The 21,462-nt window shown below is 45.9% G+C and carries 21 protein-coding genes; 12 read left to right on the top strand and 9 right to left on the bottom strand.

The genetic code is table 11. The annotated features are described in order from the left end of the window. Nucleotides 1–21: 21 nt before the first annotated feature. The gene (locus IMZ38_RS06000) at nt 22–2,496 is read left to right on the top strand and encodes an STT3 domain-containing protein (RefSeq protein WP_193436951.1); all 2,475 of its coding nucleotides are present in this window, start codon (nt 22–24) and stop codon (nt 2,494–2,496) included. A 57-nt stretch (nt 2,497–2,553) separates the two neighbouring features. Next, the gene (locus tag IMZ38_RS05995; RefSeq protein WP_227410843.1) at nt 2,554–3,093 is read left to right on the top strand and encodes a hypothetical protein; all 540 of its coding nucleotides are present in this window, start codon (nt 2,554–2,556) and stop codon (nt 3,091–3,093) included. Here IMZ38_RS05995 and IMZ38_RS05990 read toward each other — a convergent pair. Together IMZ38_RS05990 and IMZ38_RS05985 are read right to left on the bottom strand one after the other, a co-directional pair. Beyond that, nucleotides 3,090–3,761 (bottom strand): DUF7669 domain-containing protein, encoded by a 672-nt coding sequence (locus tag IMZ38_RS05990; protein ID WP_193435979.1) that lies wholly within the window; start codon nt 3,759–3,761, stop codon nt 3,090–3,092. The two genes, IMZ38_RS05995 and IMZ38_RS05990, sit on opposite strands and share 4 nt — an antisense overlap. 35 nt (nt 3,762–3,796) lie before the next feature. Next, nucleotides 3,797–4,633: an Mrp/NBP35 family ATP-binding protein gene (locus tag IMZ38_RS05985; RefSeq protein ID WP_193435978.1), complete on the bottom strand. Its 837-nt coding sequence runs from the start codon at nt 4,631–4,633 to the stop codon at nt 3,797–3,799. Between the two features lie 86 nt (nt 4,634–4,719). Here IMZ38_RS05985 and mvk point away from each other — a divergent pair, with 86 nt between their 5' ends. After that, on the top strand, nt 4,720–5,652 hold the full coding sequence (gene mvk / locus IMZ38_RS05980; protein ID WP_193435977.1) for a mevalonate kinase: 933 nt from the start codon (nt 4,720–4,722) through the stop codon (nt 5,650–5,652). A gap of 84 nt (nt 5,653–5,736) precedes the next feature. Then, entirely contained in the window at nt 5,737–6,156 is a 420-nt protein-coding gene (gene ubp / locus IMZ38_RS05975; protein WP_193435976.1) for a UBP family nucleoid-associated protein, read from the top strand. Nucleotides 6,157–6,219: 63 nt separating this feature from the next. On the opposite strand, the gene IMZ38_RS05970 is transcribed toward ubp, so the two are convergent. Beyond that, nucleotides 6,220–7,038: a carbon-nitrogen hydrolase family protein gene (locus IMZ38_RS05970; protein ID WP_193435975.1), complete on the bottom strand. Its 819-nt coding sequence runs from the start codon at nt 7,036–7,038 to the stop codon at nt 6,220–6,222. A gap of 119 nt (nt 7,039–7,157) precedes the next feature. Between IMZ38_RS05970 and IMZ38_RS05965 the strand changes: the two genes are divergently transcribed. From IMZ38_RS05965 to IMZ38_RS05955, 3 genes are all read left to right on the top strand, one after another. Next, complete coding sequence (locus IMZ38_RS05965; protein ID WP_193436949.1) at nt 7,158–7,598, top strand: 4Fe-4S ferredoxin; 441 nt, start codon at nt 7,158–7,160, stop codon at nt 7,596–7,598. A 61-nt stretch (nt 7,599–7,659) separates the two neighbouring features. Beyond that, nucleotides 7,660–8,412, top strand: a complete 753-nt coding sequence (locus IMZ38_RS05960) for an ABC transporter ATP-binding protein (RefSeq protein WP_193435974.1) — start codon at nt 7,660–7,662, stop codon at nt 8,410–8,412. A gap of 10 nt (nt 8,413–8,422) precedes the next feature. Beyond that, the gene (locus tag IMZ38_RS05955) at nt 8,423–9,997 is read left to right on the top strand and encodes a hypothetical protein (RefSeq protein ID WP_193435973.1); all 1,575 of its coding nucleotides are present in this window, start codon (nt 8,423–8,425) and stop codon (nt 9,995–9,997) included. 145 nt (nt 9,998–10,142) lie between these two features. Here the strand turns inward: IMZ38_RS05955 and IMZ38_RS05950 are convergent, their stop codons facing one another. From IMZ38_RS05950 to yjjX, 3 genes are all read right to left on the bottom strand, one after another. Continuing rightward, complete coding sequence (locus IMZ38_RS05950; protein WP_193435972.1) at nt 10,143–10,388, bottom strand: ferredoxin; 246 nt, start codon at nt 10,386–10,388, stop codon at nt 10,143–10,145. Between the two features lie 107 nt (nt 10,389–10,495). Then, nucleotides 10,496–11,353 (bottom strand): hypothetical protein, encoded by an 858-nt coding sequence (locus IMZ38_RS05945; RefSeq protein WP_193435971.1) that lies wholly within the window; start codon nt 11,351–11,353, stop codon nt 10,496–10,498. Between the two features lie 16 nt (nt 11,354–11,369). Then, nucleotides 11,370–11,906 (bottom strand): inosine/xanthosine triphosphatase, encoded by a 537-nt coding sequence (gene yjjX / locus IMZ38_RS05940; protein WP_193435970.1) that lies wholly within the window; start codon nt 11,904–11,906, stop codon nt 11,370–11,372. A gap of 59 nt (nt 11,907–11,965) precedes the next feature. Here yjjX and IMZ38_RS05935 point away from each other — a divergent pair, with 59 nt between their 5' ends. After that, complete coding sequence (locus IMZ38_RS05935) at nt 11,966–12,661, top strand: DUF72 domain-containing protein (protein WP_193436948.1); 696 nt, start codon at nt 11,966–11,968, stop codon at nt 12,659–12,661. Nucleotides 12,662–12,665: 4 nt separating this feature from the next. On the opposite strand, the gene IMZ38_RS05930 is transcribed toward IMZ38_RS05935, so the two are convergent. Next, on the bottom strand, nt 12,666–14,651 hold the full coding sequence (locus tag IMZ38_RS05930) for a molybdopterin biosynthesis protein (protein WP_193435969.1): 1,986 nt from the start codon (nt 14,649–14,651) through the stop codon (nt 12,666–12,668). 31 nt (nt 14,652–14,682) lie between these two features. Between IMZ38_RS05930 and IMZ38_RS05925 the strand changes: the two genes are divergently transcribed. Next, nucleotides 14,683–16,857, top strand: a complete 2,175-nt coding sequence (locus IMZ38_RS05925; RefSeq protein WP_319637036.1) for a DEAD/DEAH box helicase — start codon at nt 14,683–14,685, stop codon at nt 16,855–16,857. A gap of 130 nt (nt 16,858–16,987) precedes the next feature. Then, nucleotides 16,988–17,629, top strand: coding sequence for a uracil phosphoribosyltransferase (upp, locus tag IMZ38_RS05920; RefSeq protein ID WP_193435968.1), 642 nt, complete (start codon nt 16,988–16,990; stop codon nt 17,627–17,629). A 39-nt stretch (nt 17,630–17,668) separates the two neighbouring features. Here upp and IMZ38_RS05915 read toward each other — a convergent pair whose 3' ends face one another. Both IMZ38_RS05915 and hypA read right to left on the bottom strand, forming a co-directional pair. Beyond that, nucleotides 17,669–18,394: a P-loop NTPase gene (locus IMZ38_RS05915; RefSeq protein WP_193435967.1), complete on the bottom strand. Its 726-nt coding sequence runs from the start codon at nt 18,392–18,394 to the stop codon at nt 17,669–17,671. Next, nucleotides 18,384–18,779, bottom strand: a complete 396-nt coding sequence (gene hypA, locus IMZ38_RS05910; protein ID WP_193435966.1) for a hydrogenase nickel incorporation protein HypA — start codon at nt 18,777–18,779, stop codon at nt 18,384–18,386. Before hypA ends, IMZ38_RS05915 begins: the two co-directional genes overlap by 11 nt. Before the next feature lie 21 nt (nt 18,780–18,800). Here hypA and IMZ38_RS05905 point away from each other — a divergent pair, with 21 nt between their 5' ends. Together IMZ38_RS05905 and IMZ38_RS05900 are read left to right on the top strand one after the other, a co-directional pair. Further along, on the top strand, nt 18,801–20,117 hold the full coding sequence (locus tag IMZ38_RS05905) for a hydroxymethylglutaryl-CoA reductase, degradative (protein ID WP_227410967.1): 1,317 nt from the start codon (nt 18,801–18,803) through the stop codon (nt 20,115–20,117). Nucleotides 20,118–20,144: 27 nt separating this feature from the next. Beyond that, on the top strand, nt 20,145–21,368 hold the full coding sequence (locus IMZ38_RS05900) for an MFS transporter (protein WP_193435965.1): 1,224 nt from the start codon (nt 20,145–20,147) through the stop codon (nt 21,366–21,368). Nucleotides 21,369–21,462 lie beyond the last annotated feature (94 nt).

The following is a 21,462-nucleotide window of genomic DNA, read 5'->3' as shown; positions in this document are numbered from 1 at the left end:
CATTGGTGAAACATATTGGCGATGAGAATCAACAGAATCATAATCCGGCTCAACGAAGTCTTAACGTCTAAACCGGTCCTTCCGAAAATCCTTGTGCTGATTCTACTGGGAGCTATAATAGGTTACGGTTTATACGTTCGCTTTACTCCCTATTACCTAAATGGTTTCGAATTCTTCGAGTACGATTCATACATTGAGTACTGGCAGGCAAAGTACGTGTTTGAAAAAGGCATTCTTTCATGGTACTCCCTCACCAGGGAAAACCCTGATACCCACATATTCTGGTATCCATGGGGCAGGGATATCATATACTCGAGCTACCCGCTACTCCCTATGTGGATAGGGGGAACATACTGGTTAATCCAATACACGGGTCTCACGTTAAAGGAGTGGGCAGTACTGCAGCCGTTACTATTCACCTTGCTCGGTCTCATAGCAGCATATCTCGCAGCAACCCAGCTCTCAGGGGGCAACAGGTTCGCAGGCTTATTGACGTCTTTCCTCCTTGCCTTTCTCCCAGCGGCCAATGATAGAACCCTTATCGGGTTCGTTGAGAAGGAAGGTGTTTCCATATTCTTCATATTCATGTTTCTCTACTTCTACGGGAAAACGGTTTCATCGCTTAAGGAGTCTTTCGGGAGGAAAACAATATTCTACTCCGTGCTCACAGCTGTTTTCCTAGGGTTTGTTGGCTGGCTCTGGGGCGGATATATCTTCCTCCTTGGCTCCTTCACAGCATATTTCATAATATCACCCTTGTTCATGGGGAAGGAGTTTGATGAGAGATTCATTAAAACACACATACTTATCATTGCTCTTTCAATGCTGTTAACCGCAGCCTCCCCATCAATATTCGGACAGCTTGGGTTCTACCCTCTCAGGTTTTCAGGCGTAGGCTGGCCTATTCTAGGCGCTTGCTTAATCCCGGTGCTTTACTACTACCTGGGGATACAGCACAAGAAGCTCGGTCTTAGAAAACCCGTATTGTCTAAAACTAGGTATTTCATGTTGCTTGTTCTGCTGGTAGTGGGCGGTTCTATAGCAATAACCACAGGTATTCTCGGATTTGCTGGGAGATGGGCCTGGGCACTAGGACTGAGATTTATCCCTGCCGACCCCCTTGTTCAGAGTATTGCTGAGCATCAATCACCACTTTCCAGCGCTGGCACACTGATCCAAATGTTGCGAAGCTGGGGTCTGGACCCAGCTTTCCCGTGGTCTATTCTATTCCTGGTAACGCCTCTCTTCCTCTCCATCATAGGGGCTTTATACATGATACTATACAAGCAAACCCCTGAAACACTGTTTGTTGCAATACTGTTCCTCCTCTCTTTCTACTCATATCTAAACGCTGCATACATGATTGCCATGGCTTCCTACATGGGTACGATCGTTGCAGGTATATTCCTCGGCTACCTGGTTCAACGCCTGGCGCCATCTCAACAAGAGATTCAAGATTTTAAGAAGGGACGGGTAAGGATGACCGGAAGGTCTAACAGGCTGATCATACTTGCATTAATAGCTTTATTCCTAGTCAACTCTGCACATATCGCTTACCTGGACTACCAAACCAACTCGACAATAGTTTACACTTTCAAAGCAGGAAACTCCAACCTAGCACTCTACAGTGACTCATGGTATAAAATAGTTGACACATTGAGAAATGATCTCCCATCAGACGCAGTAGTGATCTCTTGGTGGGACTACGGCTACGGGATCAGCGTTGACGGGGGCAAAGCATCCGTAGCGGATGGTTCCACATTGAACTTCACCCAAATAGGGATATTAGGACTATTACTCACATCTGTGAATACTTCGGAGGCAGCCAGTCTTGCCAAACTTTTCAACACTGTTCCTGGTAGAACATATGTTCTAGTTCTCGAATTATTCGCCATATACGAGGATAATGAAACAGTCATTATTTGGCCTGTCCTATTCCCGAACTCCAGCATGCCTGGAGGTATTGACATACCTAAGAGTATATGGATGATAAGGATTGGTAACGCCACCGTGGACACGCTTAGATCCCAGGGAATAAACGTTACTTATAGAGCTACTTCCGACTACCTTGTCTTAATTGGAAACCAGTTCATCAGTCCCGTGTTCAACGAACCGGACAGACTACCTCTCATATACAAGATGATGGTTGACGGGATGATGTACTGGGGCGAGGCGAGGAATAAGTCATCAATATTCACGTGGTACGGTGGCTCGACATCCCCGCTCGGCACTTCCACAGTAACCAGGATCAAGGAGTTATTAGGAATTGATGTTACCCTTGGAATAAGCAATCCTGTGATCGCGAAAATCCAGGAAAGGCCTCTTGCGAACGATACGTATTTCAGACCTTACGCGGTCATTGCTGAACCATTTTACGACCCTAGGACAGGTGAGCTGGTGAAGGTGGGTGTGAGAAACCCTGACAACCCGTATGAATCCTTCGACGGCGTCCTATACAGCGTGGGAATAATATACGAGATTACAAGCATGCCTTAAATACTATCCCACGGTTTTTAAAGAGTTTGCCCGCTATAAGATCTCTGGTGTAGTGAAGTGTTTAGAGCCAAGCCAAGGGATCCTTTGAAAAACGCTATTGAAACGCTGTACAAGGTTAGAGTCCTCGGCAACAGGCTTGAAACGCTTATTGACCGGATCACTGAGCGTAGGAATGCTTTATTCGAGAGAATGGTAGAGTTGCAGTCGAGAAATGAGAAATACCTGTCGAAGAAATATGCGGAGGAGATTGCTCGTTTAGATAAGCTTGCCTCCCGGTTGACAACTATTAGGCTGGTGGTCGAGAAAATCGACCTATCCCTCCAGTACGCTATCAATATGCGCGAGTTTAACGACCTCTCGAAAGAGCTAACGGGTCTTGTCGCCGAGTTGAAGAAGCTTCCAGAGTCAAACCTTCCTGAGCTGAACATGATTATGATGGATTTAGAGGGGTCTGTTCGAGAAATGGCTGAAATCAGTCACGGAGGGGGAGGCGGGGTAAGCTTTCATGTTGACGGAAGCTCTCAGGATGTGAGAAGGATTTTGGAGGAAGCACGTGAGGTTATGAAGAAGAAACTGGAGGTTGACTTGACAGTTTAGATCTGAAGAGTATATTTTCTCTCTTCTTTAATCGGCACAAATCTCACGTTGTAGGGTTTAAGGGATTCGATAATGTCTTGTGTTATCCTCTTGTAAAGGTCTTCGGGCAGGACTATTAAGTACTCGTTGAAATTTCTGTTAAGCATTGAGGAGCCTATAGCGTATGCGAGACTCTTATACTGTGAGGAGACATCGACCCCGGGGTCTATCACCCATACTCCTGTTTTCCTCTCATCCATCGTTGCAATAATGTCTGGTTGCAATGCCTTAGCATACTTGTTCTCAGTTGCCTCATATCCAAGCCTTTCCAACTCCTCGAGGACTTCATTCAAAACCTGTTTTCTCGTTGCAGAAACTCTTTGAATCCCAGTATACTTGTCTAACTCGCCGTGCTCCTCCGGGTTGTACAACGTATATCTTCCACGGTCGAGCCTGAACAGAAATAATTTATCTGGATCCTTATACTTGTCCTTGCTGCTACTGTTAACCGTCACCAGATCTATTTCGAAGTCAAGGCTCATTTCAGACCTAGAAGGGTCTTTTTCATGGGCTTTAGAAGCCAATTCTTTTCTGGTGAAGGTTATTTTGCCCATTCGGTAGAGTTCTTCAGCAACCTCTTTCAACAAGGCCCAGTTAGGCTTCTTATTAAAGCTCTCCGCGGCTTCCAACCAATCATCCCCTAATCATTCACATCTTGATTTAATTATGATTCTACAATACTTATTAACTCATCTGCTAGGGACCTAATCGCCTTGGCGGCTTCCCCGTCCTTGTAGGCTAGGATGTATGGGACACCTTGGTCAATGGCATCGTTGATGAGCGGGTCAATCGGTATTTTTGCGAGCAGTCTTGTGCCAAACTTACCGGCTAGTTGCTCACCCGTTGACTTTCCTAGGACCTGGGAGGGTCTGCCGCAGTGCGGACACTTGAAATAGCTAAGATTCTCGACAACTCCGAGCAATCTGATATTGTTCTTAGCGGCGAAATTGATCGCCTTTGACACTATGGTTTCAGACAGCATGTTTGGGGCGGTCACTATGATAGCTCCAGTGATGGAAGATATCGACTGCGCGATCGTGATGATAGCGTCTCCAGTTCCCGGCGGTAGGTCAACTATGAGGTAGTCGCCTGAGCCCCATTTCACTTTGCTTAAAAGCTCTAATATCGCCCTTGAAACCAGCGGGCCTCTCCACACGATAGGCAGATCAGGGGAGTCCAGCATAAGGTTAACAGCGACGACTTTCACTCCAAGAGGACCTTCAACAGGTAGGATATTCCCTTCTTCATCAGCGTAGTGCCTGGTTCCATGCAATCCCAGGATGGAAGGGATTGATGATCCGTGGATGTCAGCGTCGAGTATCGCAGTGGTTTTACCTTTCTCAGCAATAGCTAGGGCGAGCATTGATGATATGAACGTTTTACCTACTCCACCCTTACCGCTCAGAACAAGTATCTTATGTTTGAAACTCCTTAGCTTCTTCTCCACATCCTGTGCAAGGCTGAATGATGGTTGGAAAGGAATTTTCTTGTAATTGCTCATTCTTAACCGCCTTCCCGCTTTTTGACGATTATCCTGATTATTCCTTATATATGTATATCAATGTTATAATGGATTAGGGCTTGAGAATGACGTGTAGTATCGCCCCCGGCAAAATCATATTGTTTGGCGAGCATTTCGTGGTGAAAGGAGCCCCTGCAATAGGGTTCGCCGTTTCAAAATACGCTAAAGTCTGTGTTGAAGATGGCTATTTCCAAGTGATCTCGAAGCAGACGGGCAACATAGAACAGGGTTCAGTGCTTTACAGAGCTGTGAAAAGATTAATCACGTATGCGAATTCTATCTTCAAATGCGACGAGGATGTTAGAATATTAGTTGACTCTGAAATCCCCGTAGGAAGCGGCATGGGTTCTTCAGCCGCATTAAGCGTAGCACTCGCCCATGCGTATCTGACACACTGTAATGCAAGTTTCGATAAGAAGCTTGTTAACGAATTAGCCTATGAAGCCGAGAAAGAGGTTCATTCAAAGCCTAGCGGAATAGATAACACGTTAGCGACTTTCGGAGGCTTCCTCAAGTACAGGTCAGGGGTTTTCGAAAAACTAGATATCAGGCTTGGGGATGAGGTTGGCTTCCTAGTGGTAAACACGAACTTGAAAAGACAGACCGGTATAATCGTTGAAGAAGTATTGAGGCTTTATGAAAAGTACCGTGAGGTTCTTGAGAACGTTTATACCGCTGCGTCAGTACTTGTTGAGAAGGCGTTGAAGTCCTTAAGGGAAAGGGATTATGAAAGTATTGGACGTTTAATGCTGTTGAATCATGGATTGCTCTGGACTATCGGGGTCTCACATGAAATCAACGACCTCATAGTTCACAAGCTCGTTGGGAAAGGATGCTATGGAGCCAAGCTGAGCGGGGCTGGGAGAGGAGGAATAGTGATAGGTTTTGTAAATAAATCCTTGTCAACCCGGATCGAGGAGGAGCTGAGGAGTGAGGGATTCGAAGTTTTCAGAGTAAACCCGGATTATGAAGGGGTTAGAAGTGTTGAAGATAATTAAGGGATAACGGTGAATTGATTTAATAGGGATGAGGAGTATAGTGGTCTATGATTTCAATGATTAGACTCCCATGGGCTGACCCTCATGCTTATTGACCGGACTCGTAGAGGATTAATCAAAGTTCGGGAAAAGCCCGAGATGCTGAAAAAGATCAGCCTCCTGATTTCAGAATATTTAACAGCGTTCTACTCTTACAACTCCCTGATCAAGGATAAGAACTACTATTTAAAACCCGTTCACATTGTTGTTAGAAGACTACCGGATGGTGGCACAGTTAAATACTATTATTATGGCCGCTACTGGTACTCTATCCAGAAAACAAGTAAACCCAGCAGGATTAAATGGGTTTACAGGGGTAAAAGCAAGCCTGATCCAAGCCTACCGGATCCCCCAGCAAACCCTATTGAGGGACTGGTTGTAAAGCAGTTTGATGACTATGTGGAATTGGTTTTCCCCAGCGAGGAGTTGTTTAAGCGGATATATGATAAGCTGGTTCAGCACTAGCTTCGACAGCTTGTCGATTTTTCTTTTAACACCCCGGCTCTACTTAGAGACTTACCGTTGAAATCAGGTTAGCGGGTTAAATCTTACCTCCCATTTCTTGCGTGATTGCTCAACAACTGGTAGTCTATCTCTTGCTAACCTTATGTTTTCATAATTGAGTACGTGTTCCATGTATGCTTCCCTGTATCCCATGTCAAGCTCCCTGTATCCTAGTGGGCTGAATAATCCGCTACGACCTACGAAGTAATCCCCTGTCTGGTCAGCTAGTATTATGTACATTGTGTTCTCGTGAGCCCTCGTAGATGCAAGCATCTCCAAGGATTCTTCTTTTAGAGGCCCTCTCAGCCATCCTGCTTGAACTATTACTCCGTCAGCTCCGTTTAAAGCGTAAAACCTGAATAATTCCGGGAAGCGTAAATCGTAGCATATGGCAACGGCGAGCCTGAACCCTCTGGCTAGGATGAATTTGCTCGGCATGTCCCCAGGGAGGAAGAAGTCGGATTCTCTATACCCTAAAGCATCGAACAAGTGTATTTTACTGTATAATGGTATTGCCTCGCCGTCACTCTTCACTAAGACACTGGTGTTTTTCGCGCGCGGCGGCTTATCAGTTTTCTCGATAACGTTGACTATAATATCTACGCTTAAGAGTTCGGCAAGACGTTTCATCGTGTTTATGAAGGAGCTCTCCTGAATAGGCTCGCTGTGAGCATAGACTTCGTCAGGATTTTTAAACCTTAAAGGATTAAGCATGCTATACTCTGGGAACACTATAATATCGGCTTCCTTGTGTTTCTCCACTACTATTTTGAATCCCTTCTCAGCGTTTTCTGAAGGGGTACCGTTGAAGTCTGCTTGAACGATTCCTATCGTTAATTCCATTTTAACCCCACTAGAATTAAATCAGTTAACCTCTTAATTAACCTGTAAAACCTTTTGAAATAGCTGAACACATTAAATTACTCTAAACTACATAGTAGAAGTCTAAAGGGTTGGAAGCAATGGGTTTTCAAAGACTACTGGATTCTAATGCTAAAAGCAGGTGTCTGAGAGAGAAAAGGAGGGTGCTAATCTTCAGCAGATGCATGGAGGAGGAGCATCCAGAAATAGTTAACAAGTTTACGAGTGAGTACTGCCTGCTGTCAGTATGTCCTGAAGCAGAACATGTGAACATGCTGGGGTTCAAGCTTGCTGGGATATTGGCACGTGGAAGTTACGAGGAGGTTGCAGTCTTAACCGTGGATGGTAGTATGCATTGTACTCAGCTGCATTGGATGGTTGAAGAGGTCTTTAAGATTTGTAAGCCGGCTTGTAGGCGGAGGCATTTAGTATTATATGAAGGAGAGGTTAGGGAGGTGAGCGCTGAATCGGTTAAGAGGAGCAGGTATTTATTCAAAGTCGAGAAGCTTGTCGAGCTTGAAAAGGAGTGTGGAGGCACATGATAATTCGTTTTCAAACTCGTTCGCGGAGTATTAACGATTTTCAACCAGGATAGTGGTCTAGATGTGTGATGACCCACTGCTAAGGGTTTCAAACCTGGTAGTTAAGTACGGCTTGTTCACGGCTGTTAATAGAGTGTCGTTTCAGCTCTGCCCAGGTGAGGTTTACTGCTTGCTCGGCCCTAACGGGGCTGGTAAAACATCAACCATAAGAGCGATTGCGGGCCTCGTGAAACCTGCTGAAGGATTCGTGGAAATACTCGGTAGAAACCCTTTCACCGACTCGAATGTGAAGAACGATTTTGGATATGTTGCCGAAGACCCAATACTGATCGAGAGCTTAACTGTTCGCGAGCACATTGAGTTCGTGGCAGCAGTTAGAGGGCTTGGGAAGGAGTTTGAAGAATGGGTTAACCGCTTGGTTAAAGCTTTCGAATTCTCGCCCCATCTGGATAAGCCTGTATACACATTATCACGGGGCAACAGGCAGAAAGCATCTCTCATTCTTGCATTAATGCATAAGCCTAGAATCCTCATACTTGACGAACCCTTCACAGGGCTTGACTTTGAGTCTTCCAGCGTTCTGAAGAGAATTATCGAGAATTGGAGGAGTAATTCTCAAGGAGTATTAATGTCGACGCACATTCTAGAGATAGCGGAGAAGATTTGTAACAGGATAGGAGTCATCGTGGATGGTAGATTAATATTCGAAGATACAACTGAGAACGTTAAGACAAGGCTCAAAGGTGAAGAAGTTTTCTCTAAACTATTAAACGAGCTAATTAAGAACAGTGTTTTACACGATAGAGTGGAGTGAGAGGGGCTGGATGAGAAGGGAAATAGTGAAAACTATTGCGGACGTGATGTTCAAGGAGTTAATTTTCCAATCAACAACCATGTTTAGACTCGGAGGGTTCCTGAAAGACATGAGTGATGCCAGCAGTTCTGAGTTCCTGAGGAAAGTGGGGTTAACCTTCAAGCTTAACAAAATCTTTTCCACGGTTGTTTTTGCTGCAATTCCATGGATATACCTCATCCCCTTCATCGAAAACCCTGGAAGCCATATAATAGAGGGCGTGGTAATGTCAAGTAGTATAGTCCTAGTGTTTCTACTGGCATTTCTCGAGGTACAAAATACTATTGGAATCTACATGATAAGGCTTCCAGAAATAATTAATCTTTACCCGCTAAGCACTCGGGAGAAGCTGTTCTCAATCATGATGCTGTATTTTAAACTCTACGACCTGCCAGTATTTTCCTTTATGCTTTCAGTCTCGATCTTGACCATTATTTTCACGGGAGATATTACAATACTTATAATAAGCGTGCTCGTGGTAGCATTATCCACCATATACGGGCTCGCTTTGGCAATGTTAATCTCGAAAGGATTTTACTACTCGTTATCAAAAGGCGGGACCAAGTCCCGATACCTGGTTTCCTCTGCTTATAGTTTCCTAACAGTATTTCTCATAGTGATACCCATACTGTTGACCAATGTGTTCAAAACGGTCTTCACTATTCTAACCTCTAGCGATTATTTACTATACAGGCTGGTCTTCCCCAGCCCCTTCTTCAACTTATTGACGAGCTTCAGCAGGTGGCCAGGCTTGCTTCTCATAGATGTTTTAAGCGTGCTAGTTTACTCAGTATTGGCTATTGCAAGCTTGAGATTTATACTCAGCGAGCTCACGGGTTTTATCAATCTTCGGCCTGACTTTACCAAAGCGTCTGGTGAATTACTACCCATGCCTATCGAGATAAAGCCCATGCCGCAAGTGAAAGCCTTCATTAAAAGATACATCAGGGTTGTTCTCAGACACCCCAGCTACGCCATAGGCTTTTTCATGCCGCCTGCTATTATGATTTGGAATCTCATAGCCAGCCCGGCAACCCTTGTGCAGGCACTCCAGGTTGGAAGTATGGCAATGATCGCCTACCCAGTGCTGGCGCTGAGTGTGGAGGCTCATGGTCACTCCTTAACTGTTACCCTTCCAGTTAAAACCACCGTATTAACTCGTTCAATTCTAGTGGTAGGTCTAATAGAATATTTAGCGATTTACATAGCTCTACTAGGGTACGCTGCCGCGGCCAACGTCCTCACGGTTTCCACCATACTGGAGTCATGGTTTACGATACCCTTGGTTGCAAGCCTGATCATGCTGGAGATATGGATTTTATTTAAACTAGAGGGAGAGAATTTGTTCACAGGCACATTCTACATGAAAATATCGAAAACAATAATCGCCTACTTAATTCTGTCAATAGCGGTTGTGGTGCCGGTTTGGGCATCATATTATTACGCTTTACTTTTCATGAGCGAGGCAGATAAGGTTCTAATCCCCTCTATTATATCGCTTCTAATCCTCTTCGTCTCCGCTAGGCTCTTCGTCAAAATACGATAGATCTCTCGACGAATTTTAGAAAACCTTGGTTAGTCAAATGCCCCTTTCTCGTAACAGCCTGGTTGAGTATGAAAAGATGCCCTATTTTCTACTCCGAAAAGATTGTGGAGAAAGGAAAAATATATTAGATTTTAGATTATTGTTTTCACTCAATTCTCTCTATTCTTATAGCGCCAACAGGGCAAACATCTGCCCCGCTCTTAGCACACTCGTATAATTCCTCAGGTATTTCCCCTATCGATATATCCCTTGTTGTTTGAACACTATATTTTGCAACAACCCGGTTCTTCCCAGTATCCTCTCCTAGTTCAAATATTTCGGGACACGCTGCAGGCGCTGCACCGCAGCCCAAGCAGTTGACCCTGTCCACTATTACCCTGTATTTAGCCATTCTACCACCATGATTATAATGTTGAATCAATGGTAATAAAGTTTTCTAAGATGAGCTAGTCTTTTAAAGCATTATTGAGTAAATGATCAACATTCGGTTTCAGACGGTTACTCCTTTAAAATAAAATCAACTATGGGTTGAAGCATACTATGCTCCCTAGGCTTCAACAATACGGGTGTATCAATGGTTTTTTCCGGCTTGAATTTAGGAAGTAGTCTAGAGGTAACCAGGTACGCAGGGTTATCGAGATTCTTAGCTAGATGTTGCAAGATATTTTTCGTTGTACTAGTATCGTAAAGAAAAGCTTTACCAGGCGCAACAATGATGATTTGATCAACATTCTCTATAAGCCCCATGCTGGGAAGTAATGCGTCGTTAAAACTTTCCAACAGTATGACATCATACTTTTCTAGCAGAGAGTTCAGTGCTGAGGCCACGATTTGGTCGATTCTCCTGCTCACTAACATCTCGCTGATTTCTTTCAGACTTCTCGCTGTTGCTTGCAACTTCTTCTTAAGTAATTCCAGGACTCTACGTGCTTCTGTAACAGTCTTCTCAACGTTTTCTTGAATAATGAAATGTTCTATCTGACCAGAAGGATGATGCGCTATTCTTGCCATAACTAGTTGTGGTAGGAATAGCGCTGAATCTTCCAAGTATTTCTCCATGTTAAAACCGTAGTTAGAAGGGTCTAATGGGGCAACAGCCAGCGCGACCGGGTTTAAAAGCGCTGGGGATTCACCGGTTTCTCTAAAATATGCGTAGGCATCGTTCCCTACAAGCATTTTCAACCTGACAGAGTGCTTAACCGTTATAGCGCTGTACCAAATGTTGTGGGCTGCCACGGGCTTGTAGGGTACTGCTTTAGCACCGGTGGCTGTTAGTGTTTTGAAAAGACTCAGTGTGAACCAGGTTTTGCCGGAGTCGAATGGGAGTAGACCGCTTACCAAGATAGTTTTCTTCAAGATAACACCCTTGAATCTAAGTTAGATCATAAAGTTCTTTGTTCAATAGTTTAACAAGAGCCATGATGGTTGCTGTATAGCTTAGAACATATCTTTCAAGCTTTCCTCTAGTCAGAAAACCTATAAATCCTTGCTTCTCGCCAATTCTTTCAACCCCGGTCAAATGCTCAACAGCCTCCTCCAGCTCACTGTATTTGCCCTCAACAATTGCTTCATACACCGCTCTAGGGATAGGGAACGAGGGTGAGAGGCCATACGAGTGCAAACCATTCTTCCCAATTATGTAGGATACTTCCACGTCAAACGGTTCATTATTGAGCAGGTAGAATCCTGCTTCTACTCCAACACCGTAATCGCACTCGGGGTCTAAGCTACCCCTTGCCCGCTCCATAGCACCCTCAAGTATTTCGTGTAAACCTATGGGCTGGTCCCCGACAGTGGTTGAAACCTTTTTGGAACGAACCTCTGCTACGGTGAAAAACTGTTCAAAAGCTAACCTAACCCCTTTCACTTTAACAGGGTTTCCTGAGCCGATGCATATGGTTACCTTCATGCTAGCAACCCTTGAAAAGCTATTTAGTTTCACAGCGAAAATTATTCTTGAGGGGTTTTATGAGGGTTTTTGTTGGAACTAGCGGGTGGCTTTATGATTGGAATGAGGGAGCAACTTTAGACTGGTATGTCGAGTTCAGCGGGCTGAACGCTGTCGAGTTAAACGCTAGTTTCTACAGGTTTCCCTTTCCCAACCAGGTAAAAGCATGGAGCAGGAAATCTAAGCACTTGAGATGGTCTGTGAAAACCCATAGAAGCATTACCCACTTGAGGAAGCTTAAGCTCGATGCCTTGAATACTTGGGTGAAATTCAAAGAGCTTTTCAAACCCTTGGATGATAAAGTAGATTTCTACCTGTTCCAACTCCCCCCTAATTTCTCCTGTAAGGATGGGAATCTATCAAGCATAGAAAGGTTTTACTCGTCAACAGCTTTGGGAAGAAGGTTTGCTATCGAATTCAGGCACTCGTCATGTTTCACCGAGAGCGTTGCAAAATGGGGGGAGAAGCTTGGCATCACCCTTGTTTCCATAGATGCTCCGATAGCCCGGTGGATTGTGGCATCGAATAGTGTGGTTTACATGCGGCTACACGGGTCCACGGACTGGTACGGTTACGAGTACTCGAGAGACGAGCTTACTGAAATAGGCAGGCGAATTATTGAGCTCGGGCCTGAAACTGTTTACGTGTTTTTCAACAACGATCACTGGATGCTTGAGAACGCGAGGCTGATGAAAAACATACTTGAACGTAAATAGAGGATTATGCCTCGTTAATGCAACAGGTTTTCTCGAAGCCGGAGCCCTCGCTGACTCTATAATACTTCTTGAACAATGGCCCAGCCTCGCCGAGTATTTGGCTCAAATGTTTGAGACTATCTATGAGCGTGGTAACAGCCTCCTTAACCAGTTTTTTCCTAGGGATAAGGAAGTCATACTCCTCCCATGTTAACGGAACAAAGTCGAGGTTCAGTAGTTCCGCTACGTATCCCACGGCTAAGCCAGCGTCAGCCCTTCCCTGCCTGATAGCTGTTGCTACCGCTGTATGTGTCTTTACCTCATAGGTGTATCCGTTAACCATTCTGCCGAGCTTGCCAGGGTCCAGCCCCTTCTCACTAGCGATCCGCTTTAACGCCATGTCGAGGAATACACGGATACCGGAGCCTTTGCTCCTGTTCACTATTCTAACATCGCTTCTCAAGAAATCCTCTAAGGTGGTAATATTCTTAGGGTTTCCTTTCTCCACCACTATTCCTATAAGCCTGTCATACCCTCTGATCAAGACAGCTTTATCTTCAAGCCCATACTTCTTGATGAATGGAGTATTGTAGCATCCGGTTTCTTCATCCAACAAGTGAGTAGGGGCTACATCGGCCTCGCCTCTCGCCACAGCTTTCCAGCCGCCAGTGCTGCCTACGTTTAGAATCCTGGAAGCACTAATCAAACCCTTGAGCCTCAGTATTTCCGTTAACAATGGATCATTACTTCCTATCACGTTTAACCTGGTTTTCCCAGGTATGTCGCGGAAGAGGTAAACCCTTACCCGTTCACCCTCCATGACAACGTCCACGTTTTCACCTATCTCGAGGAACCCGTCGCTCAGGATTAGTGGTGAGATAGCGCCGCTGCTCATGGAGACAGGGTAGGCGGCATAGCCGTTTTCAGATTCAACCAGCATAACAGGTATTAGCCATGTTTTACCAACCTGCTTCCTCAATTGAACAGGCATTAAGGCGTCGACATCCTTAACATCGTGCAGCGCCCCTGTGTAGAAGCTTACAATCCTGCTGACAACTCTCACGAGGATCATGTAGCATGAGAGCGGGAAACCTGGCAGACCGATCAAGATCTTCCCATTGCTTGTTGCTATCACCGTAGGCTTACCCGGCTTCGTCCTCAACCCGTGGACGATTATTTCCCCTATTTCGTTGAACACTCTGTAAACCAGGTCCGAGACCCCTGCACTGGTTCCACCGCTTGTGAACACCATGTCATAGTTACTCAAAGCATTCTGAACCCTATCCTTTATCACATCATAATCGTCGGGAAGAAGCCCTCCGTACTCGGCTTCAACACCCTGCTCTCTAAGATAAGATGTTATTAACGCACCGTTCACGTCGTATACTTTGCCGGTCTCCAACACGGTACCTGGTTCGACAACTTCTTCACCCGTTGAAAACACTATCGCCTTAGGTTTCTTGTAGACTTCAACCTCTTTTACCCCTAACCCTGCGAGCAAGCCCAGGTGACTGTGTCTAAGCAATGTCCCTTTGAAAAGAACCAGGTCCCCTGAGGATATATCGCTACCAGCTGTCGAAATATTATCTCCGGGAGGAGTTGTTCTGAAGACCTTTAAAACCTCTCCATCTCTTTCAACATATTCCTCCATGACCACGCTATCGTAGCCTCTCGGGATCATTGCCCCGGTGGCAACCTCTACGGCGTCTTTAACGCCGGCTTCTAAAGCAGGTTTCTCACCCGGCTTCACACGACCCTTGACCTTAAGGTATACTGGTGATAGCTCATCGCTCCACTCCACGTCCACGCTTCTAACAGCATAGCCATCCACCTCGCTCCTGTCGAATGGAGGGTGATCTATCGGCGAGTAGACATCACTGGCTAAGACCCGGTAAAGGGCACTGATCAACGGAACCTTCTCAACCCCAGAGGGATGCGGCCTCACTTTCTCGAGCACTAGTTTAACAGCCTCATCGGGATCCACAAGGGCGTGAAATATTTTCCTACTCATAACTAACTCCTTTTAAACAGCCATGTAATTAATGGATTTGATAAGGTTAAATCTTTATAAGAGGGTTGAAATGCGCGTCGAGGAATTAATAAGCAAAGGGTTGCCGGAGAGCTATGTAAGGGTGCTGGAGGCGGAAGGTATCACAACGCTGAACCCCGTTCAGGCAGACGCTGTTAACAAGGGCGTGTTAGAAGGTAGGAACCTGGTGGTTTCAACTCCCACGGCTAGTGGTAAGACGTTAATTGCGGAAATGCTCCTGGTTAAGACTGTTGTGAACGAGGGGATAGGGGTTTATCTTACCCCGTTGAAAGCACTCGCAAGCGAGAAGCATGGAGAGTTCAACCGTCTCTCCAGGATTGGGCTTAAAGCAGGCATCACAACCGGTGATTACGATAATCCAGCTGAAGAGCTAAGGGATTACGACATCATCGTTGCTACTTATGAAAGATTTGACAGTCTTTTAAGACTGAAACCCAGCTGGATTAGCAGGGTTAAAGCAATAGTTATCGATGAAATGCATACTATAGGGGATCCTGACAGGGGCCCCATCATAGAGATGATCGTTGCAAGGGCTTTGAAAGCAGGTGTTCAAATCCTCGGTTTAAGCGCCACAATCGGGAACCCGCATCATTTAGCCGAGTGGATCAAGGGGGGACTTGTTGATACCCCGTGGAGGCCTGTGAAATTGGTTGAAGGATACTACTCTAAGAGCCTGCGGAAAATATTCTTCGATAATGGTGTAGAGGAGAGCGTGGAGGTTAACACTGGTGATAGAATACTTGACGTTGTCCTCCATAATTTATCAATGGATTATCAAACAATCGTTTTCATTCACAACAGGAGGAAAGTTGAAGAATACGCTGAGAAAGTAAGCCTTAAACTCCCGCCTACGCCGGAAGAGGAGGTTGAAGACTTTGTTGCACAACTCTCTGAGGACCCGAGCAGTATGGAGAGGGAGTTTTTGACAAGCCTGTTGAGAAGAGGGGTTGGTTACCACCACGCAGGATTATCAAGCGTGGGGAGGAGAGTGGTAGAGGAGGCGTTTCGGAGCAGAGTTTTGAGAATAGTCTTCGCCACTCCAACTCTTGCCGCTGGGGTCAACCTCCCAGCTCGCAGGGTTGTTGTATCCGTTAAACGCTACGACGCCTCAAAGGGGAGGACGGTAAGCATTAGCGTTAGCGAGTACAAGCAGATGGCTGGCAGAGCGGGGAGGCCAAGATATGATAGAGTGGGTGAGAGCATAATAGTCGATGCTTCAAGCGATAGGGAGGCAGTGGCCTTCTTGAGAGGACGCCCTGAAGAAGTGAGGGGGAAGTTAGCCAGCTCCCGGAATCTAAGGATTCATGCTTTATCCCTCTTGGCCTCCAGGGAGGCAGCGAGTATTGAAGGATTAAACGACATCTTCTCGCTAACGTTCTCCGCATATTACGCGGGCTCAAAAACCTTTCTCGAGTCCTTAACAGGGGAAACAATTAACTACTTGTTGAAAACAAATATGGTGGTTGAAAAGAATGGTTTTCTAGAAGCAACAAGCCTTGGGAAGATCACGTCTTACACTTACCTGGACCCGGCAACGGTTGATACTTGGAGGAGGATTAAGCCACCGCTACCCTCAGATGCATACGTTTTACACGTGGTAACGATAACGCCTGACTTCTTGAGGAGTGCACCATACATACCTAGCAGGATTATCGAGGAGTTTGAGGAAGGTGCTTTAGAAATGAGCAGGCACGGGATCATACCCTCTCCAGGCAGGGTGGAGGCGGACTATGATGACTGGTTGGCAAGCTACGTGTACGCGATGATATTAGTTGACTGGATAAATGAAACGCCCGAGGATGCGATAATAAGTAAGTACTCGATAGGGCCCGGCGACTTGTTCAACATTAAGGAAACAGCGACATGGATAGTATCATCACTTGCTAAAATAGAGAGTGTACTAGGGGATAGAAGGATGTATAGGCATTTACAAAGGCTTTCCATGAGACTGGAGGAAGGGGTTAAGGAGGATGCGTTAGAATTGACACGTGTTGAGAACATAGGTAGGGTCAGAGCGAGGATACTGATCGAACACGGTATTAAAAGCATTAACGACCTGGCCGAGGCCCCGCTGGAAAAGCTATCCTCCCTACCTAGGTTCGGGCCTAGGGTTGCCCGATCCGTTAAAGAATGGTTGAGGAAGAGGGGGTACACCGTCAAGGAGTAGTTAAGGTGTTTCCAGCCCATAGGCTTGCAGTCACCTTGTAGTTTCTTCTAAACCTGGTAACCGGGTATTAGCAAGCGATAGGGTAATCCCTTTATACTTGGCACTGTTAAAATTAATTTTGGGTGGATTTTTGAGCGAGAATCTCATCATTATTGATAATCCTTTAGCAAGGTACTATCTCACCGTTTTACGTAGAAGAGATACTAGGCCCGCTGTTTACAGGGATTACGTTAAGAAAATAGGCTACATAATTGGTTATGAAGCCTCCAGGCTTTTGAAGTGGAAGCCCGTATTCGTAGAAACATCAATAGCTAAAACCGAGGGCATCGTTCCGGGAAAACAGGTCTACATCATCGGGGTTTTAGGAGCATCCATACCTTTAATGCACGGGATTTGGGAGGCTTTGCCCTGGGCAGGCCTAGGAATAGTTGCTGCGAGAAGATTTAAAGTCGAGAACAAGGTTCTTGTCAGACTATACTATGAAAGAGTCCCTCCCGACCTTTCAGAATACACCTCTATCGCCGTGGATCCGACCTTGGCGACGGGAAACACCATGATAAAGGTTTTAGAAAAGCTTAACGAATTGAAATGCAAGGATTACCTCGTAGCCACGATAATAGCGTCCAGGACCGGCTTGGAAAACCTGTGGAAGAGATTTCCCGATGTCAGAGTTATAACTTTAAGCGTGGACCCTGTTCTCAACCAGGACTACTTTATCGTACCCGGCATAGGTGATGCGGGAGACAGGTCGCTGAGCTCTGACGAGTTTTAACATCTCAGGCGAGGGGTTTCATTAGTTGAACCGTGAAAATCACGTTTTACTTAGAATAGCCTCAAAGTATTTTCTAAGATGGCAGTTCTCAATCTTAGAAGCTGACCCAATACACTCGTCAATGGTTTCAATGAACGGGACGTAGCCTGCGTAGTTGAGACCCTCGCTCTCAGCGAAAGCCTTCAGCACACCGTTTCCCATGTTTTCAACAAGCATTATCTCGCCTATTCCAGCGTCCCTGAGGATTTTCACCAATCTTGAAACGCTTTGAATCGATAGTCTGTGAGGGGTTGACACAACTATTGGCTTCACCAAGCCTCTGAGATTGTAGATAGCTTCTAACTGCTCATCGCTTAGGCCTGGTGGAGTGTCTATGAAGAGCTTCTGAATGCCCGTCCAGTTTACAATGCTTAAAACCTCTCTCATCACGTTCCTAGCTTCCTCACCTTTTAAAACCAGGGGCTTGTCCCTTGTGAAGGAAATTATGGAGAAGTATGAGAGCTCACCTATTTTGAAGGGTTCCAACCCTTTCTCTTCCCTGTAAGACACTTCCTCAGGTCTGACGCCAAGTATTATGTGGGTGGATGGATTGGTGAAGTCAAGGTCGAGTAGTCCGGTTGGGACTCCTTTTAGCGAGGAATAGTATGATAGAAGGGTTGATATGAAGGATTTTCCCACGCCTCCCTTACTGCTTAAAACCATGTACACTTTAGATATTTGCTTCAACCTTTTAACCACGCCGTGGAATCGTGGATCAGAGCTCATCTGGTTGCACCTCTATTATTCTCACACCTCTTCCCTGAGTTATCGAGAAATCCCTGCTACCGCATTTAGGGCATTTGGTGAAGGCGTGGATGGACTCGGGCACGAAGTGGATTGATTCCCTGACAGCCTCGTCCATGGACTCTGGGCTTAAACTCCACCTGTAACCGCAAGTGTTGCACTCCAGCTCGGCGTTCTCGTCAACTATTTCCAGGTTTTCCACAGTTAAACCCTTATCCCTTAGCAATTCCTGAAGGCTGAAGGAAAATATCTCCTTATCTATTGATTGAAGTATTCCAAGCCCTATTCTAAGGGACTTAACTTTTCGAAAACCACTATTTTCAAGAAACAGCACTATCGACTCAGCCAGGGCCCATTCATGAACCATTATTTCCACCGTTAATATTTAATACATAGTCGTCAATATAAGAAGACTGGGATTTACATGCCTGAGAGGAGCAGTAGAATACAAGGGTTTTACAAGCTTCCCATGAGTGAAAGGTTGAGAATTATAGCTGAGATGTCAGGTTTAACCGGGGACGAGGTTAAAACCCTTAGCAACTTGGGGAACCTTCCAGTAGAGATCGCGGACAGTATGATTGAGAACGTTGTAGGCGGGATGACATACCCGTTCGCTATTGCCACTAACTTCAAGATAAACGGGGTGGATTACCTGGTACCGATGGTAATAGAGGAGACGAGTGTAGTAGCGGCAGCAAGCAACGCGGCTAGAATGCTAAGGTATGGTGAAGGGATAAGGGCTGAGGCAGGCCCTCAAGAAATGATCAGCCAAATACACATCGTGAACGTTACTGCGCCACAGTATAAGGCCATGAGGATAATCGAGGCCAAGCAGGAGATACTGGAGCACGCTAAGCAACAGGATCCAACCCTTTTAAAGTACGGCGGTGGGCCAAGAGACCTAGAAGTAAGAATTGCCGACTCACGCATGGGGCCCGTCATAATTGTACACTTGATCGTTGATGTGAGAGACGCCATGGGCGCTAACACCGTTAACACTATGGCAGAGGCCGTAGCTCCAATGCTGGAGAAGATTACAGGAGGGCAGGCAAGGCTGAGAATAGTCTCTAACTACGCTACCAGAAGGATTGTGAGAGCTTGGGCTAGAACACCTTCTGATGAAGTAGGGGGATTGGATGTTGCTAGAAAGATCATGGAGGCAAGCATCCTAGCCGAAATCGATCCCTACAGGGCAGTAACCCATAATAAGGGGATTATGAACGGGATAATAGCTGTAGCGTTGGCGACAGCACAGGATCACAGGGCAATAGAGGCCGGGGCCCACGCCTACGCGAGTCGAACAGGTTGCTACAAGCCCTTGTCTTACTGGGAGGTTGACGAGCAAGGATTCCTTGTCGGCAGTATCGAGCTCCCACTTCAAGTCGGCATCGTAGGAGGTGCGACAAGGGTTCACCCGGTTGCCAAGATTGCCTTGAAAATACTAAATGTTAAAACAGCCAAGGAACTGTCCGAAGTCATGGCTGCTGTTGGACTAGCCCAGAACCTTGCTGCTTTAAGAGCTCTAGTCACCGAGGGTATTCAGAAAGGGCACATGAGGCTTCACGCCAGGAACCTAGCCATAATGGCGGGGGCAACCGGTGATCTAATCGACAAGATTTCTGAGAAAATGATTAGCGAGGGACGCATAAGATACGATTACGCCAAGGAGTTGCTGGAGAAGTACTTGAGAGGAGAATCGACTTAGCACTATTTTAAAACCCAGGAACCCGCTATGATTAATCGTAGATTCCTCAGCGAATACGTTAGCGAGGCCCGCTCCTTACTCTCTGGAAATGTTGGAGTAATGGCTCTTTCATGGTTTTTATTCGCTCTGAGCGGATCACTAGTTCAGCCGTTTTTCTCGGTTTACGCTAAAGAGTTAGGAGCAAGCGACCTTGATCTCGCGTGGATAAGAACCCTGGGAATGCTCTCGCTCGGTCTCTCCCTCATCCCTGGTGGGTTGATCACCGATTATATTGGACGGGTTAAAACAATCATGATCGGTACCACAGGTATCACTATTGTTCAGTTCTTGTACGCGTTAGCCAGGGATTGGAGAGAGTTCGCAATCATATGGGTGTTAGACTCAGCGATGCATTTCTACCAGCCCGCGCTGAGCGCAATAGTCATGGATTCGATGCCCAGGGACAAGACATTCAAGGGATTCATCCTTTTGAACATTGTTCCAAGTATTCCATGGCTCTTCATGCCTGTTGTGGGAGGGATTCTTTACCAACAGTTAGGGGTTACTGGGGTAAGAATAGGTTTCGTATTGTCTGGAGTGTTAAGTATCATGGTCTTGATCCTGAGGATGAGGGGTTTTAAAGAAACCTATTCGAAAAGGGATAAGGATTTTAGTAAGCTGGTTTTTGAGCTTTCAGGCTACAGGCCGGTGCTGGTGAAAGCCTTTAAGGTTTACGTGTTCACCGCCTTGCTGTGGCAGCTGGCGTTCGGCGTTCTCAACACTTATGGAGCAATATACGCTATAGAAGTCCTGGGAATAGAGAAGCCAGAGTGGGGGCTGGTTAACAGCGCGTCAACCATGGCGAGCATAGCGTGGTCAATACTTATATTCAGGTTTACATTAACGAATTTCAGGAAGCTTTCACTGATTTCATCCATCCTCGCTTCATCATCGATCGCGGCACTCTCACTCCCATACTTCTTCAACGTCGACGCGTTATCGGTGGTGATAGTCTGTAACGTCGTGATTTCCATATCCAACAACATAATTTCAGCAGCTGTCTCAACAATACTAACCCGGATACTTCCTCAGGAGATAAGAGGGAGGGCTGTTAGCTTTCAGCGAATCATGGAGAACGTGGGCGCGGCGTTTTCATCCATGGTGGCAGGCATCCTATACGTGGGTTTGAATCCGGGACTCTCCCTCATATCCTCCTCATTCATCGGCATTGCTTCAACCCTCTATCTTCTATACATTTTCAGAACGGGCTAGTGCGTGCTGAATGAGACTTTATGTATTGTCCATCTTGGGTTGAAAACTTTCCAGAAATATTTGGGAAAAGCTTATATACTCGTAAAAATCATAA

The organism is Thermosphaera aggregans (assembly GCF_014962245.1).
GTDB lineage: Archaea > Thermoproteota > Thermoprotei_A > Sulfolobales > Desulfurococcaceae > Thermosphaera > Thermosphaera chiliense.
Note: the sequence above shows the minus strand (reverse complement) of the source record. Positions and strands in the feature narration are given on the sequence as shown.